Source organism: Rhodopseudomonas telluris, from assembly GCF_042432815.1.
In the GTDB taxonomy this organism is placed as follows: Bacteria; Pseudomonadota; Alphaproteobacteria; order Rhizobiales; family Xanthobacteraceae; genus Rhodopseudomonas; species Rhodopseudomonas telluris.
The window spans coordinates 114985-129899 of sequence record NZ_JBHLWM010000006.1; the positions used below are offsets into that span (position 1 = coordinate 114985).

Here is a 14915-nt window from a genome sequence, read left to right on the forward strand (position 1 = left end):
CTGACGCGAGCGATCATCCTGCATGTCGAAACCATCGATCCCGATCGGGATTCTATCGTCGAGATCCGGCCCCTATCAGGCAATGGGACGCGAGATCCTGAAATCCGCCATGATGGCGGTCGACGAAGTCAACGACAGTTCCGACTTTGAATTCACCCTCACGGCGCATGTTCGCGATCCCGGCGGCGTGCTCGGCGAATATCACGCGGCCTGCGACGACCTGATCCGCAACGTCGGCGTCAACCATATCGTCGGCTGCTACACCTCGGCATCCCGTAAGCAGGTGCTGCCGATCGTCGAGCGCACCGAGCGCCTGCTGTGGTATCCGGCCCGCTATGAAGGCTTCGAATGCTCCGACAACGTGATGTATGTCGGTGCATCGCCAAACCACAACGTCGTACCGCTGGTGCGTTACGTGCTGGATAATCTCTCGCGGCAGCTGTTCTGCGTCGGCTCGAATTACATCTGGACGTGGGAGACCAACCGCGTCACCCGCGAGTTGGTCACCGCCTCGGACGGCCGCATTCTGGCGGAGCGGCTGCTCGAGCTGGGCGAAAGCCGCGTCGAGCACATCGTCGACGAGATCGTACGCAAGCGCCCGCCGATCGTGTTCAACACGCTGGTCGGAAGCTCGAGCTACGATTTCATCCGGGCCTTCCATGCCGCAACCGAGGGGCTCAACATTCCGATGCTGAGCTGCAGCCTGTGCGAGCCGGAGTTGAAGATCGTCGGGCCGGCCGGGGCTGGCTGCATCACATCGTCGGCTTACTTCGAGAGCATTCGCCTGCCGGAAAATCGCGCTTTCGTGGCGCGCTGGAAGGCGCGCTACGGCGACGACAGCAGTCCGTCGGTCGACGGGCAATCAGCCTATGTGGCGGTGTTTCTGCTCGCCCGCGCGATTCAGCGCGCCGGAACGTCCGACGTCAGCGAAGTGCGGCGCGCTGCCGCCGGGCACCGCTACGACTCGCCGCAAGGTCCGGTGTGGATCGATGGCGACAACAATCACTGCGTCCTTACGCCACGCCTCGCCGTCTCCAACGCCGTGGGGCAGTTCGATATCTTCTGGGAGGCTGACGCTCCCGTGAAGCCCGACCCTTATTTGTCGCAACTCGATGTCGCGGTCCGGCCGTCGAAAGACGCGCGGATTCCGAATGCGCCTCACCTGAGGATCGTCAAATGAGCAAGCCGTCGTCGTTTTCCCTGCGCGGCCGCAAGGCCCTCCTCGCCATCAAGGATGAGCGCGACGCCTCGATCGTACGGCGTCAGTTCGATCGCCTTGGAATCGAGATGGAGACGTGGACGCCCGGCGAAGTGCCGAACGGCGCGGCCGACGTCGTCCTGATCGATGACGATTATCTGCCGTTCGCCGGCGGGGAGCATCAGCCGCTTCCGGAGGGATGCGCGGTCATCGTCCTGCTCGGTACCGAGACGCCGAGCCGGCTGAAGCTGGTGTTCGACCTCGATCCCGCGTCATTCCTGGTCAAGCCGCTGCGCTCCGCCGGCATCTACGCGGCCGTGGTGCTGGCGTTCGAGCGCGTCGCACGCACCGCCGAACTGAAACTGCAGCTCAGCAAGATGGATGCGCGGATGCGGGCGCGACGCGTGGTGCTGGCGGCGCTGGTTCAGATCATGCACGCGCATGCACTGCCCGAGCCGGCCGCCTTCGCGCTGCTGCGACGGATGGCGATGGAGCAGCGCAAGACCATCGAGCAGCTTGCGGCCGAACTCGTCGCACAGGATCCGCCCGCCCGGGCCGCCGGCTAGCGAAGTCCGTCTGCTGATCGAAAGATCCCTGCCGAGAGCACTGAGACCTCATCCGGAGGAGCCCGGCGAAGCCGGGTGTCTCGAAGGATGGGGCCACGCAGTGCCGGTGGCACATGGTTCGAGACGGCGCTGCGCGCCTCCTCGTCATGAGGCTGTGCTTGGCGAGAGAGTGATCGCCGGATCCGATCCTACTAATCGAGCACGATCCACGACGGCGCGTGGTCGCTCGCCTCCGGCGTTCCACGGACCTTGCGGTCGACGCCGGCGCGCTTCAGGCGCTTGGCAAGCGAAGGATCGAGCAGCAGATGATCAATCCGCAGCCCCTTGTCCTGCTCATAGCGATTGCGCCAGTAAGTCCAGAACGTATAGGGGGCCTGGTCCGGATACATCGCGCGCAGCGAGTCAGCCCAGCCCTGCTTGAGCAGCGCTGCAAACAGCGCGCGCGCTTCTGGCTGCAGCAGCGCGTCCTTGCTCCATGACTTGGTCGGATAGATGTCGGCCGGCGTCGGCACCACGTTGTAGTCACCGGCGAGCACGACGGGCGCACCGCTCTTCATGAGCTCCGCAGCGTGGCGATTGAGCCGCTTCAGCCACGCAAGCTTGGCGTCGAATTTTGGCCCCGGCTGCGGATTGCCGTTCGGCGCATACAGCGACGCGACGACCAGGCCGGACACCGCGGCTTCGATGTAGCGCGCATCGCTGTCCTTCGGATCGCCCGGAAGCCGCTTCCGCGTCACGACGATCTCGGCCTTGCGGGCCAGAATCGCGACGCCGTTCCAGCTCTTCTGCCCGATCCAGGCGGCCGAATACCCGGCCTTGCGCAGCGCCTTTTCGGGAAAGTCCGCCTGCGTCGCCTTAAGCTCTTGCAGGCAGACGATGTCCGGCTTGGCCGAACGCAGCCACGCCAGCAGATTGGGCAGCCGCTTGTTGACATTGTTGACGTTGAAAGTCGCGATCTTCACGACGGCCCTCTTCGACGGACGCGCCGCAGGCGGCGCGCCCCTCAATCGCGGCGGGGCGATCGAAGTTCCATGCGGTTAGAACGCGAGCGCGAGCTAGCCCGAAAACTGGCTGACGTATTTGATGGACTGGAAGTCCTGCAGGCCTTCGATGCCGCCCTCGGTGCCGACGCCGCTGTCCTTGAAGCCGCCGAAAGGCGTTTCCGGCAGCGAGGCCTGCCAGTGATTGATGATCACGTTGCCGGCCGCGATGCCTTCGGCCATCGCAGCCGCATGGCGCAGGTCGCTGGTCATCACATAGGAAGCCAAGCCGGACGGCAACCGGTTGGCGAGCGCGATCGCCTCGTCTCGCGTCCGGAACGACGCCGTCGCGGCGAGCGGGCCGAACGGCTCGACATTGGACGCCAGACAGTCCTGGTCGACCTGCGTCAGCACGGTCGGCCGGAAGAAGAAGCCGCGCTCCCCGCAGCGCACGCCGCCGGCGGACACTGCGATGCTCCGCGCGCGCGCATCGTCGACGAAACGTTCCATCGCCTCGACACGCCGCGCATTCGCCAGCGGTCCCATCTTGGTGGCCGCATTGAATCCGTCACCCACCGCAAGTCTGTCGGCGAGTTCCGACAGCTTCGCGGCGAAGCGGTCGTGGATCGACTCGTGGACGAAGAAGCGCGTCGGCGAGGTACACACTTGGCCGGAGTTCCGAAACTTGGCCGTCACCGCCGAGAGCGCCGCAGCCTCGGGATCGACGTCGTCGAAGATCACCACCGGGGCATGACCGCCGAGTTCGAGCGTCATCCGCTTCATCGTCTGCACCGCGAGCGCGCCGAGCTGCTTGCCGATCGCCGTCGAGCCGGTGAAGGTGATGCCGCGAATGATCGGCGAACCGACCAGCACGCCGGAGATCATTGCCGGATGGCCGAACACCACGTTCAGCACACCAGCCGGCAGTCCAGCTTCCTGCAACAGTTCGGCGATTGCCAGCGCAGTCGCGGGTGTTTCCTCCGAAGGCTTGATGATCACCGAGCAGCCGGCCGCGAGCGCGCTGCTGATCTTTCGGGCGGGCGTGATCGCCGGCGCATTCCACGGCGCGAACGCGGCGATCGGGCCGAGCGGCTCGCGCACCGCGATCTGCTGAATGACGCGATTGCGCGACGGAATCACCCGGCCGTAAGCGCGGCGGCCCTCTTCGGCATTCCAGGCGAAGATGCCGGCCGCTGTTTCGACTTCCACCCGCGCCTCGGCGATCGGCTTGCCAAGTTCGAGCGTGATCAGGCTGGCGATGTGCTCGCTGCGCTCCTGGATCAAAGCCGCAGCCCGCTGTAGAATCCGCCCGCGATCGACCGCGGGCATCTTGCGCCAGACCTCGTGCCCGCGCGCGGATGCGGCGAGGGCTTCATCGAGATCGGCCGCCGTCGCATGCGGCAACTCGCCCAGCACTGCGCCGGTCGCCGGATTCAACACCGGCTCGGTGTTGCGCCCGGCCGCATCGTGCCATCGGCCGTCGATCAGAAGGCGCAACGCGGGATAATCGATCACGACCTGTCTCCCCGGCGAGCGCCCCAACTGCGCCCGCCTTCCGGTGTCAGTGAAGCGGCGCGGTTACTTCGCCGCGCTCACGAGGGGGCAATTGCCGTCCTTGAGCGGACGGAACGCCTTGTCGCCCGGAACCGTGGACAGGATCTTGTAGTAATCCCACGGATACTTGGATTCCGACGGTTGCTTGACCTGCAGCAGATACATGTCGCGGATGACGCGGCCATCCTCGCGGATCGTCGCGTTGGTGGTGTAGAAGTCGTTGATCGGCATCTTCTTCATCTCGGCCACCACCACCGAGCCGGCATCGCTCTTGGTGGCGTCGACCGCCTTGAGATAATGCGTCACCGCGCCGTACACCGCGGCCTGCAGACTGCCCGGCGCCTTGCCGCCGAACCGCGCCATGAAGCGCTTGCTCCATTCGCGGGTCTTGTCGTTCGCGTCCCAATAGAAGCTGTCGGCGAAGATCAGGCCCTTGGCGCTGTTGAGGCCGAGCGCGTGAATGTCCGGCAGATTGACCAGCAGCGCGGCGATGCGCTGGCCGCCAGAGGTGATGCCAAACTCGTTGGCCTGCTTCAGCGCCGTCATCATGTCCGCGCCGGCATTGGCGAGGCCGATCACCTGCGCCTTGGAGGCCTGCGCCTGCAACAGATAGGAGGAGAAGTCGGACGAATTCAGCGGATGCTTGGAAGACCCCAACACGGTGCCGCCATTGGCCAGAATGACCTTGCTGGCCTCGGCTTCGAGCGCCTGGCCGAAGCTGTAGTCGGCCGTGAGGAAGTACCAGCTCTTCAGACCCTTCTGCACCAGCGGCGCGGTCGCGACGTTGGCCAGCGCGTAATTGTCGTAGGCCCAGTGCACGCCGACCGGTGAGCAGGCCTTGCCGGTCAGGTCCGGCGTGCCGGGACCCGTCGCCAGAAACGCCTTGTCCTTCTCGCGCGACAATTGCTGCACGGCCAGCGCCACGCCCGACGACACCACTTCGGTGATGGTGTCGACACCCTCGGTGTCGTACCATTTGCGCGCCAGCGCGAGACCGATATCGGCCTTGTTCTGGTGGTCCGCGGAGATCACCTCGACCGGCACGCCGGCGGCCTTGCCGCCGAAATCCTCGACCGCCATCTTGGCGGCCAGCACCGACCCGGCGCCGACGTTGTCGGCATAGGGGCCCGACATATCGGTGAGCACACCGATCTTGACGGTGCCGTTGGAAATTTCGGCCGAGGCCGACGCGACCGACATCAGCACGGCGGCGGTCGCCAGACAGGTTTGCAGCTTCACGAGTAGAATCCTCCCTCTTGTTTTATCAGCAGGCGCGAGACGCCCGCCCTTACTTGATGGCCGCGAGAACCGGCAGCAGATGACCGAGAAACGCCTCGGGATCTTCGCTCATCGGAAAATGGCCGAGTCCCTTCATGATCGACACATTGCTGCCCGGAATGCTGCGCGCGACGGCGAGCGTCTCTTCGGGCGTGCATGAGTAGTCGTATTCGCCGGACAGCAGGAACAGCGGGCACTTCCTGGTATCGATCTGCGCGACGCGATCGCGGATGTCGCCGTCCTGCTTGTAGAAGTACAGGTCGCCCTTGAATACGCCGGGGCCGCCCTGCATGTAGTGCCACAGCGTTTCCCATCGCTCCTTATCGGGGGCATCCGGCCCGACCAGCCCCGACACGATCGCTGCACAGACTTCGCCGCCGTGCACGTCCGGCCGATGCAGGAAGTTGAGGTCGTAGTACGGATCGACATGCGCACCGGCCTGCAGGCCGATGATGGCGCGGAAACGCTCGGGATGCTCCAGCGCAAGATGCAGCACGATCCGCCCACCGATCGAGCAGCCCATCACGATCGGACGCTCGAGCTCCAGCGCCGTCATGATCTCGAGGATCATGGTGGTGTATTGCGCCGAGGTGAGTTGATACTCCTCGTTGTGCCAGCCGGCCGGCGGCGACGACTTGCCGTGCCACGGCATGTCGAACGCGATGACGCGATGCGTCGCGGTGATCCGCGCGTCGTTCATCAGCGCGCGATACTGCCGGCCGTCGGAGCCTGCGGTGTGCAGGCACAGCAGCGGCGTGCCGGAGCCCGCCTCCTCCACATAAATGCGGTGGTGCCGACCGAACAGATCGAGATTGAGATAGCGCCCGATGACGGGCTCGAACGAGACGGTCATGCCGAGGCTCCGGTCGCACGCAGTTTTGTCAGCGCTTCCTTGAAGTAGCGCAGGTTGGCCATGAAGATCTGCAGATTGCCCTCGGCCTTCAGGGTGCGCCGCTTGATTAGCGCCATCAGGTCGTGCGACCCCGGTCGCGGCTTCGCAGCCCAGAACTGCGCCCATTCCTCCTCGGACGCCCGCAGCGCGAACGACCACGACGGCATTACAAACGGCCCGCGTGTCACCGACACGATGCGGCCTTCGGCGATCGTCACCAGCCAGTCGGTCGGGCCGACCGCGAGCAGCAACGTGGTTGACAGAAAGCGGCCGCGCTTCACCAGCATCTCGTCCGCATTGACCCTAGATGTCAGGTCTTCGATCATGAGTCCTCCTTGTCCGCGAGCGCCACCAGCGCATCGACCGCGACGACGCCGCTCCCCACCTCGTTGATGATCAGCGGGTTGATCTCGGCGTCACGCACGTGAACCTTGTCATCGACCGCCAGCCGCGACAACGCAACGATGGCGCGCGCCAGCGCGTCGAGATCGCCGTGCGGCTTGTTGCGGAAGCCACGAAACACTCGGGTAATCGCCAGTTCGTCGATCATCTCCCGCGCGCCGTCGAGATCGACGGGCGCGAGCCGGATGCTGCGGTCGCGATAAATCTCGGTGAAGATGCCGCCAGCCGCGAGCAGCACGATCGGACCGGCCTCCGGATCGACCCGGTAGCCCAGCAGCATCTCGCCGAGCCCCGACGTCATCGGCTGCACCAGCACCTGCGCCAGCGCCGCACCGGACCGATGCGCCGCAACATTGGCGGCAATCTTCGTTGCAGCCTGCTTCACGCCGGCTTCGTCGCCGACATTCAGGACGACGCCGCCGACCTCCGTCTTGTGCGCGATGTCGGCCGACAGCAGCTTCACCGCGACCGGATACGCGAACGGCAAGTCTACAGCTTGCGGACCAACCTCGATGGCGACGGCCGGCGCATGCGCAATCCCGAGGCGGTCGAGCAGCCGATACGCCTCCAGCTCATCGAGCTGCCGCGTCGCGGCCGCGGGCCCGCGTTGCAACGGCAATTCGCGGCGCGGCTGACGGCGCAGCAGCGCGGCGCTGATCGCGTCCGCGCAGCTTTCCGGCGTACGGAAATTGGGCACGCCGGCCTGGGTGAGCATGGTCAGCGCGTCGGGCGCTTCAGGGACCACAAACGCGACCAGCGGCTTGGCCGAGCCGGCGCTGTCGATCACCGGCTTGACGGCGAGCTCGGGTTGAAATCGAGCCGACGAGCCGGTGACGGCGACCACGACGTCGAATTCGGGCGCAGCCAGCATGGTCTGCAGCGCCGCCTTCATCACCTCGTAGCGCGTCCCCGCCAGCGTCAGATCGATGATGCGCTCGTGCTGGGCTGCGACACCGGCTTCGCCGAGGCGATCGAACGTCGCGTGGCTCGGCTTGACGACCTCGATGTCGCGGATGCCGAGTTCGTCGACCACCATCGCGGCGCCGCCGCCGGTCGTGGTAACGACGCCGACGCGCTTGGTCCGCTGACCGGCCGCCCGCGCCGGCAGCTTGTGTAGCAGCGGCAGCGCCTCGAGCAGCGTTTCGAAATTGTTCACGCGGGCAACGCCGCAGTCGGCGAGGAACGCGGCCGCGAAGCCGTCTTCGCCCGCCAGGGCGCCGGTGTGCGACAGCGCGAGCTCGGCGGCCGCTGCGGACCGGCCGAGTTTGTAGGCCACCACCGGCTTGCCGCGCTCGGCAGCGGCGAGCGCGAAGTCGCGCAGGTCCTGCGCGCGCCGGATGCTCTCGAGGAACAGCATGTAGCCAGTCACGTTCGGATCGTCCAACGTGGCGGCACAGATCTCGCCGAGGCTGAGATCGATTTCGTTGCCGACCGAGACCAGCCCGGCGAAGCCGACATTGCGCGCCTTGCCGCGCGAGATCAGGCCACCGAGCAGGCTGCCGCTATGCGACGCGACGAAGATGCCGCCGCGCGGCAGGTCGCTCTCGGCGAACGCCGCATTGGCGGTGATGATGGTGCGGCTGTGCAGATTGATGGCGCCGAGGCTGGACGGGCCGAGGATGCGCAGCCCGCTTGCCGCACAGATCGCCTTCAGCTGCTCGACCCGCGCGAGCCCTGCGTCGCCGCCCTCGGAAAAATTCGACGCCAGAATGGTCGCGACCGGAATGCCAAGGCGCGCGCAGGCCTCGGCAGCGGCGATGGCGTCATCGGTCGGCGTCAGGATGAACGCGTGATCCGGCACCGCGGGCAGCGCATCGAGCGACGCCCACGCCGTCTCGCCCAGCACGGTCGGCCGCCGCGGATTGATTGGATAGATCGTGCCTTGATAGCCGGCGCGCCGCAGATATTGCAGCGGACGCGCCGACGTCTTGGACAGATCGTCGGACGCTCCGACCAGCGCGATGCTGCGCGGCGCCAGCAGCGCCTGCGCCCAGCTCGACGTTGGCGCGCTATTCGGCGGCACGGGCCGCAGATCCGCGCTGATCGAAGCGGCGCTCGAAGACGTCTTCGGCGATCCGGTTCTTGAGGATTTCGGTGGAGCCGCCGGCGATCATCCAGCCGCGGGTCCGGCGCATGCAGTATTCGGCGAGCGACTCCTGGCTGTAGCCGAGCCCGCCCATGATCTGCACCGCTTCGTTCGCGACATCGAAGCCAGCCTGGTTGCAGGCGAGCTTGGCGATCGCGGTCTGATACGGCGACGGCAGCCCCTCGGTGATACTTGCGGCGCGATACAGCAGCAGCTGTGCGGATTCCAGCTTCAGCGCCATATCGGCGAACTTCCACTGCAGCCCCTGGAATTCGCACAGCGGGCGGCCGAACTGCTTGCGGATCAGCGCATGCTCGCGCGCCAGATTGAAGGCATGGCGGCCGAGCGCCAGTGACCGCGCGGAGTTGCCGAGCCGCTCGACGTTGAATCCGGAAATCTGCTTCTTGAAGCCGCCGAGCCCGAGCAGCACATTCGCGGCGGGGATCCGGCAATCTTCGAAATAGAGCTGGCTCCACTGCTCGCCGCTCATGAAGGCGGTCGGCTTGCCGACGGTGAAGCCGGGCGTATCCCGCTCGATCAGCACCGACCCGATGCCGCCGACACCCGGGCCGAAGCGCACATAAACGAGATACACCGCTGCATCCGGACTGTGCGTGCCGAACACCTTGCTGCCGTTGATGACGTAGCTGTCGCCATCCGCCGTCGCGATCGTCTTGAGCTCAGTCGCCGCCGAGCCGGCGTCGGGTTCGCTCATGCCGAGGCTGATGCAGCTCCGGCCCGCCAGCAGGTCGGGCAGGAAGCGCGCCTTCTGCTCCGGCGTCGCATATTCCACGAAGGTGCGGATCGGGCCGAAATTGCCGGCCTGCACGATATCGGCACTGCGCGGGCACACTGCCGCGACCTGCTCGATCGCGATCACCGCATCCATCAGCGTGCCGCCCTGGCCGCCGTCCTCCGGATCGAACGGGATGCCGAGCAGCCCCTGCTCGGCCAGCAGCTTCGCGGTTTCGAACGGGAAGTGCGGATCGTGCGCGCGCGCCAGCGCACCGTCCTTCAGATGCGCTTCGGCGAAGCGCCGGACCGAGGTGGCGAAAGCTTGTTGTTCTTCTGTGAGTGCAAAATCCATGGAGCCGCCGCAGATCGAGGTGGCCCTGTGTTTCCCAGCGCGGCACTGGACGAGCAACTGCGCATCGGTTATTCATCCATTACATTTTGTAATGCAAAACAAGCGATGGCAAGCGATGTCCGATAAGGAAATTCCGATGTCGGAATGGCTGCCGCCGCTCAACCCGCTGCACGTGTTCGAGGTCGCGGCGCGGCTCGGCAGCTTCACCAAGGCTGCCGAGAAACTGCGCGTCACTCAGCCGGCGATCAGCCGGCAGGTGCGCACGCTCGAAGAGTTCGTCGGGGTGCGCCTTTTCGAGCGCGACAAACAGGGCATTCGGCTGACGCCCGCCGGGGAGCAGTTCCAGCGCGAAATCTCGCCGGCGTTTCAGATCATCCGGACCGCGGCCGCGAACCTCAAGGAAACCCGCAAGATCGAGCCGCTCAAGATCCGCGCCTACACGACGTTTGCGTCGAAATGGCTGATCCAGCGGCTGCCGTCATTCCACGTCGCGTATCCGAACATCCGGCTCAACATCAGCAACGTCGTCGCGCCGATCGACTTCGCCAAGGATCGCGTCGATCTGGCGATCCAGTTCGGCGACGGCAATTGGCCGGGCGTGGTTTCAGAATTGCTCTTCACCGATCTCATCCAACCGGTGTGCAGCCCGAAGCTACTGAAGAGCGCGCGTCTGGTGGAGATCGATGATCTGAAGAAGGTGCAGATGCTGCACTCGCATTACCGCCGCACGGACTGGCACGATTGGCTGGCCGCCGTGAACCGCACCGATCTGCTGTCCAGCAACGAGATCAGCTTTTCGTCGTCGATCCTGACGTATCAGGCTGCGGCCGAAGGCGTCGGCGTAGCGATCGGCCAGATTCATCTGCTGCGCAACGAGATCGCCGACGGAACGCTGGTGCCTCTGTTCGACGCGCCGTTCGAGCGCAAGCTGGCGCATTACGTAGTACGGCCGAAAGGACGTCCGCTCAATCGCAAGGCGCGCAGCTTCCTCAACTGGCTACGCAAGAGCATGGACGAGTTTGCGGCTGGAAGCCGCGCCGCGCAGCCCTAGAACAACTCGAAATCGCACTCCTCGGCCGCCGGCGCGGCCTCCTTGATGGCGATGCCGAAGCGACGCAGCACGTTGCGGTGCTGATCGCGCTCCCGCTCCATCGTGTAGCGGGCATAGAGTTGGTCGAGCACCGCTTCGTCGGAAGGATCGATCTCGATCGTGCCGAGATCGCCCGCGGCGCCTTCGAGGCGCTGGGCGACGGCCGGCAGGGCCGAGACGCCGACCCCGAGCGTCGCCATCTCGTCCATCGCACCGTTCATGACGCGGTCGAATTCACCGCCTTCCTTGACCAGGCGGAGGATGAGGCCGCCAAGCCGGTCGTTGCCGGCTTCGACCTCGCGCAGCGCCTGCAGGATTTCAGCTTCCATGCTGCCGAGTTCGTGCTGCTCGTTGCGCGAGCGCGTCGCCCTGAGTTCGTCGGCCGCTCCTCCGATGCCGACCAACAGCGGCTCGAGCCGAACCGCGACGCCGCTCATGTGGTCCGCCGTCACCTTCATCTCGTTGGCGATGACCACGAAGGCCCGCCCTTTGGCGCCGAGATGTCCGGCCTTGAGACTGGCATTCATTCCGATCAGCGTGATGTCGATGATGGAATCAGCCAGATTGGCGATCGCATCGCGGAACTTCACCAGCGTGCCTTCGACCACGCTCAGCGCTTCATCGATCGAGCGGCCGCCGTCCTCGCACATCGCAATCAGGTTCGAAGCCTGAGCGAGCGTCGACCGGACCCGTGCGAGAAACGAGGAATCGCCGTCCTTGCCGCCGTGCAGCGAGCGGCCACGCTCGATCAGCAACGACACCTCGGAGATGATGGTCGAGAGCGACTGGACGATTTCGCCGATGCCGCTTTCGAACTCGTGCTGCGCATCCTTCAACTGCGAGGCCCCGAGCTGCACGATGAGCTGATCGAGAGCGCGCGCTTCCGTCATGGCCGGCACCAGGCTTGGCCCGATGTCGCCGACGCGTTGCAGCGCTTCGCACACATGCTCCAGCCGCTGGCGGGTGCTGTCTCCCGCCTGCAGCAGGACGATCGATCGCCCCACGACGTCGCTGATCTTGCGCGCGCTGCCGCCGGCGAGGTCGGCGACATGGATGCTGCTGTTGCGTTGGCGCTCGAGGTCGGTAAATGCCGACCGGAGTTCGTTGGTCGATGCGCCGAGCTGTGGTCGATAGCGGCGTTCGAATTCGGTCTGTCGGCCCCAGGCGGTCTCCACTGCGGCGGCGAGGAATTGTTGGTCGCGCGCGCAGTCTTCGATCGACACCTGCACGGCCTTGCCGAGATCGAAGGCCTCCTGCGTGAAGGCGACGAAATCGCCACGGTCACCGTCGAGCGAGGCGGACTCGATCTTGGCGCTGCGGGCGACGATCATGATCATGTCGACATACTTCGCCAGCTGCTTCAGCAGCCCGCCCGATTCGATCACGGTGCCGCGCAGGCGATCGAGCAGCGCGCTCTCTGCCGGCAACGCCTCGGCGAGATCGTTCAGCCGGCGGGCGATATCTTGCAGCGCTTCGGATGCGCCCTCGATCTGCGCGCAGGACAGTTCTCCCGAAAGAGCGCTGAGCGACTCGTTCAATCCCTGAAAGATCGTATGACCTTGGCCGAGCTGGCCGCCGACCTGCGCGAATGTCGTTTCGATGCGCGACGAGACCTGCTCTATCGAGGTGATCGCGTCCGCGAGCGGATGACTGGATGACGTCACTGCATCAATCCGTCAGAGCCGTCTGGGCGGTCTGCTGCCACATCATGATCTCGCGATGAATCTGGCTCAGCGACACGACCTTCTCGACCGCGCCGCATTCGATCGCTTCCTTGGGCATGCCGAACACCACGCAGCTCTCTTCGTCCTGGGCGCGGGTGGCGGCGCCGAGCTTACGCATTTCGAGCAGACCGCGTGCGCCGTCGTCACCCATTCCGGTCATGATGATGCCGAGCGCATTGGCGCCGGCGTGCTGCGCGGCGGAGCGGAACAGCACGTCGGCCGACGGACGATGCCGCGATACCGGCGGGCCGTCCTTGATGGCGATGCTGTAGCGCATCCCGCTGCGTTGCAGCAGCATGTGCCGCCCGCCGGGCGCCACATAGGCCCAGCCTGGCAGCACCGGATCGCCGTCCTCGGCTTCCTTGACGTTGATCGCGCAGCTCGAATTCAGCCGGCGCGCGAACGCCGCGGTAAAGCCTTGCGGCATGTGCTGCACAATCAGAATTCCTGGACAATTCGGCGGCAAGACTTCGAGCACGTCGTGCAGTGCCTCGGTGCCGCCGGTCGAAACGCCGATGCAGACGATGCGTTCGGTCGTGGGCCGGTTGCGCCCCATCACCGGAGGGGGAATGATCGCGTCGGCGGTGAGTTTCTTTTCGATGACGCGGCGCGCCGCGCGCGGCCGCACCCGCGCCCGCGCCGCCGATTTCACCGCTTCGCGCAAACGGCCCGAGCTTTCCCAGAGGGCCTGACGCGTATCGACGCGCGGCTTGGGCACGATATCGACCGCGCCGGCCTCGAACGCCTCGAACATCAGGTCCGACCCTTCGGGCGTCAACGACGAGCAGATCACCACCGGAATGGGGCGCTGCGCCATGATCTTGCGAAGGAAGGTGATGCCGTCCATGCGCGGCATCTGAATGTCGAGGATGATGACGTCGGGCAGTTCTTCCTGCAGCCGCTTCGCGGCCACGAACGGATCCGATGCCGTTCCCATCACGGCGATGTCGGGATCCTCGGCCAGGATGTTGCTCAAGATCTGACGTACCGACGCCGAGTCATCGACGATGAGCACGCTAATCGGTTTATTCCCCATTTGAGTGCCCTTTGTCTCTCAGCTCGCCGTGCTCATCGTGCCCACGCCACAATCCCGACCGGCATCTCGTGCCGATAGGGTCGACCGTCCGACCACACTCGTTAGACCTTAAAGATCGTTGGTTGCACCTGCCTTAACTCCGGCAAAGCGCTGTGAATCATCGATTCGGAGTGGCCGACCAGCAAGTAACCGCCGGGACGCAGATGCGATGCGAGCCGCTGTACGACGCGGCGCTGGGTCTCACGGTCGAAATAGATCAGCACGTTGCGGCAAAAGATGATGTCGACGTCGCGATCGACCGGATAGACGCTGTCCATCAGGTTCATGCGCATGAAATGGGTCAGACGCCGTAGCTCCGGCACCACGCGCACATCAGTCCGCTCCCGATCGCGCGGCTTCAGGAAGTAACGTTTCGCGAACTCCGACGGCACCGGCGCGATGGTCTCCCGATTGTAGATCGCGGCGGTCGCGAGGCGCAGAACGGCGGTCGAGATGTCGGTGCCGAGGATGCGGAAGCGAAAATGCGATCCGGTGCGGATCATGTCGTCCAGAACCATCGCGATGGTGTAGGCCTCCATGCCGGTCGAGCAGGCCGAACTCCAGATCTTGAGATCGCGTGTCTTGCGACCGTGCTGCCTCAACAATTCGGGAACGGCGACCTTTCTCATGAAGTCGAAATGCTGCGGTTCGCGGAAGAAATCCGTCTTGTTCGTCGTCACGACATCGATGAGATGCGTCAGCTCGGTCTCAAGGGCATCTTCGTCCGACAGATGATCGACGTACTCGCCCACGCCGTCGAATTTGAGCGCGCGCACCCGCTTGAACAGCCGCCCTTCGAGCATCAGCCGCTTGGCGTGCGGCAGCCTGATGCCAACCTGCCCTTCGATCAGTTCGGCGATCGACTTGAATTGCCGATCCGACATTTGGCGACTGGCTTCGTGCATCACGCGAGACTCGTGCGAGTGTCAGGGATAGGGGCCGCCGTCGGGCTGCGACGCCGTCGGGTTCGGCCCTTGTCGAGT

General features: G+C 65.2%; 13 protein-coding genes. 3 read left to right on the forward strand and 10 right to left on the reverse strand.

What is annotated here, in order from left to right:
* The first annotated feature begins 22 nt into the window (after positions 1 to 22).
* Complete coding sequence (locus tag ACFFJ6_RS17140; protein WP_378389964.1) at positions 23 to 1180, forward strand: transporter substrate-binding domain-containing protein; 1158 nt, start codon at positions 23 to 25, stop codon at positions 1178 to 1180.
* Complete coding sequence (locus ACFFJ6_RS17145) at positions 1177 to 1764, forward strand: ANTAR domain-containing response regulator (protein WP_378389966.1); 588 nt, start codon at positions 1177 to 1179, stop codon at positions 1762 to 1764. Before ACFFJ6_RS17140 ends, ACFFJ6_RS17145 begins: the two co-directional genes overlap by 4 nt.
* 191 nt (positions 1765 to 1955) lie before the next feature.
* Here the strand turns inward: ACFFJ6_RS17145 and ACFFJ6_RS17150 are convergent, their stop codons facing one another.
* The 7 genes from ACFFJ6_RS17150 to ACFFJ6_RS17180 form a co-directional block, all read right to left on the reverse strand.
* The gene (locus ACFFJ6_RS17150; protein ID WP_378389969.1) at positions 1956 to 2726 is read right to left on the reverse strand and encodes an exodeoxyribonuclease III; all 771 of its coding nucleotides are present in this window, start codon (positions 2724 to 2726) and stop codon (positions 1956 to 1958) included.
* Between the two features lie 93 nt (positions 2727 to 2819).
* Positions 2820 to 4259, reverse strand: a complete 1440-nt coding sequence (locus ACFFJ6_RS17155) for an NAD-dependent succinate-semialdehyde dehydrogenase (RefSeq protein ID WP_378389971.1) — start codon at positions 4257 to 4259, stop codon at positions 2820 to 2822.
* A gap of 63 nt (positions 4260 to 4322) precedes the next feature.
* The gene (locus ACFFJ6_RS17160) at positions 4323 to 5531 is read right to left on the reverse strand and encodes an ABC transporter substrate-binding protein (protein ID WP_378390024.1); all 1209 of its coding nucleotides are present in this window, start codon (positions 5529 to 5531) and stop codon (positions 4323 to 4325) included.
* 55 nt (positions 5532 to 5586) lie between these two features.
* Positions 5587 to 6429: an alpha/beta fold hydrolase gene (locus ACFFJ6_RS17165; RefSeq protein ID WP_378389973.1), complete on the reverse strand. Its 843-nt coding sequence runs from the start codon at positions 6427 to 6429 to the stop codon at positions 5587 to 5589.
* The gene (locus ACFFJ6_RS17170; RefSeq protein WP_378389975.1) at positions 6426 to 6794 is read right to left on the reverse strand and encodes a hypothetical protein; all 369 of its coding nucleotides are present in this window, start codon (positions 6792 to 6794) and stop codon (positions 6426 to 6428) included. The genes ACFFJ6_RS17165 and ACFFJ6_RS17170 overlap by 4 nt, the downstream gene beginning before the upstream one ends.
* Positions 6791 to 8893 (reverse strand): acetate--CoA ligase family protein, encoded by a 2103-nt coding sequence (locus ACFFJ6_RS17175; RefSeq protein WP_378389977.1) that lies wholly within the window; start codon positions 8891 to 8893, stop codon positions 6791 to 6793. The genes ACFFJ6_RS17170 and ACFFJ6_RS17175 overlap by 4 nt, the downstream gene beginning before the upstream one ends.
* A complete protein-coding gene (locus ACFFJ6_RS17180; protein WP_378389979.1) occupies positions 8880 to 10043 on the reverse strand; it encodes an acyl-CoA dehydrogenase family protein in 1164 nt (387 codons plus the stop codon). Before ACFFJ6_RS17180 ends, ACFFJ6_RS17175 begins: the two co-directional genes overlap by 14 nt.
* Positions 10044 to 10158: 115 nt before the next feature.
* Between ACFFJ6_RS17180 and ACFFJ6_RS17185 the strand changes: the two genes are divergently transcribed.
* A complete protein-coding gene (locus tag ACFFJ6_RS17185; protein WP_378389981.1) occupies positions 10159 to 11094 on the forward strand; it encodes a LysR substrate-binding domain-containing protein in 936 nt (311 codons plus the stop codon).
* Here the strand turns inward: ACFFJ6_RS17185 and ACFFJ6_RS17190 are convergent.
* The 3 genes from ACFFJ6_RS17190 to ACFFJ6_RS17200 form a co-directional block, all read right to left on the reverse strand.
* Positions 11091 to 12797 (reverse strand): chemotaxis protein, encoded by a 1707-nt coding sequence (locus ACFFJ6_RS17190; RefSeq protein ID WP_378389983.1) that lies wholly within the window; start codon positions 12795 to 12797, stop codon positions 11091 to 11093. The genes ACFFJ6_RS17185 and ACFFJ6_RS17190 overlap by 4 nt on opposite strands.
* Before the next feature lie 4 nt (positions 12798 to 12801).
* Positions 12802 to 13893, reverse strand: a complete 1092-nt coding sequence (locus ACFFJ6_RS17195) for a protein-glutamate methylesterase/protein-glutamine glutaminase (RefSeq protein WP_378389985.1) — start codon at positions 13891 to 13893, stop codon at positions 12802 to 12804.
* A 101-nt stretch (positions 13894 to 13994) separates the two neighbouring features.
* Positions 13995 to 14837 carry a CheR family methyltransferase gene (locus ACFFJ6_RS17200; protein WP_378389987.1) on the reverse strand — a complete coding sequence of 281 codons (843 nt, stop codon included), beginning with the start codon at positions 14835 to 14837 and terminating at the stop codon, positions 13995 to 13997.
* Between the last annotated feature and the right edge of the window lie 78 nt (positions 14838 to 14915).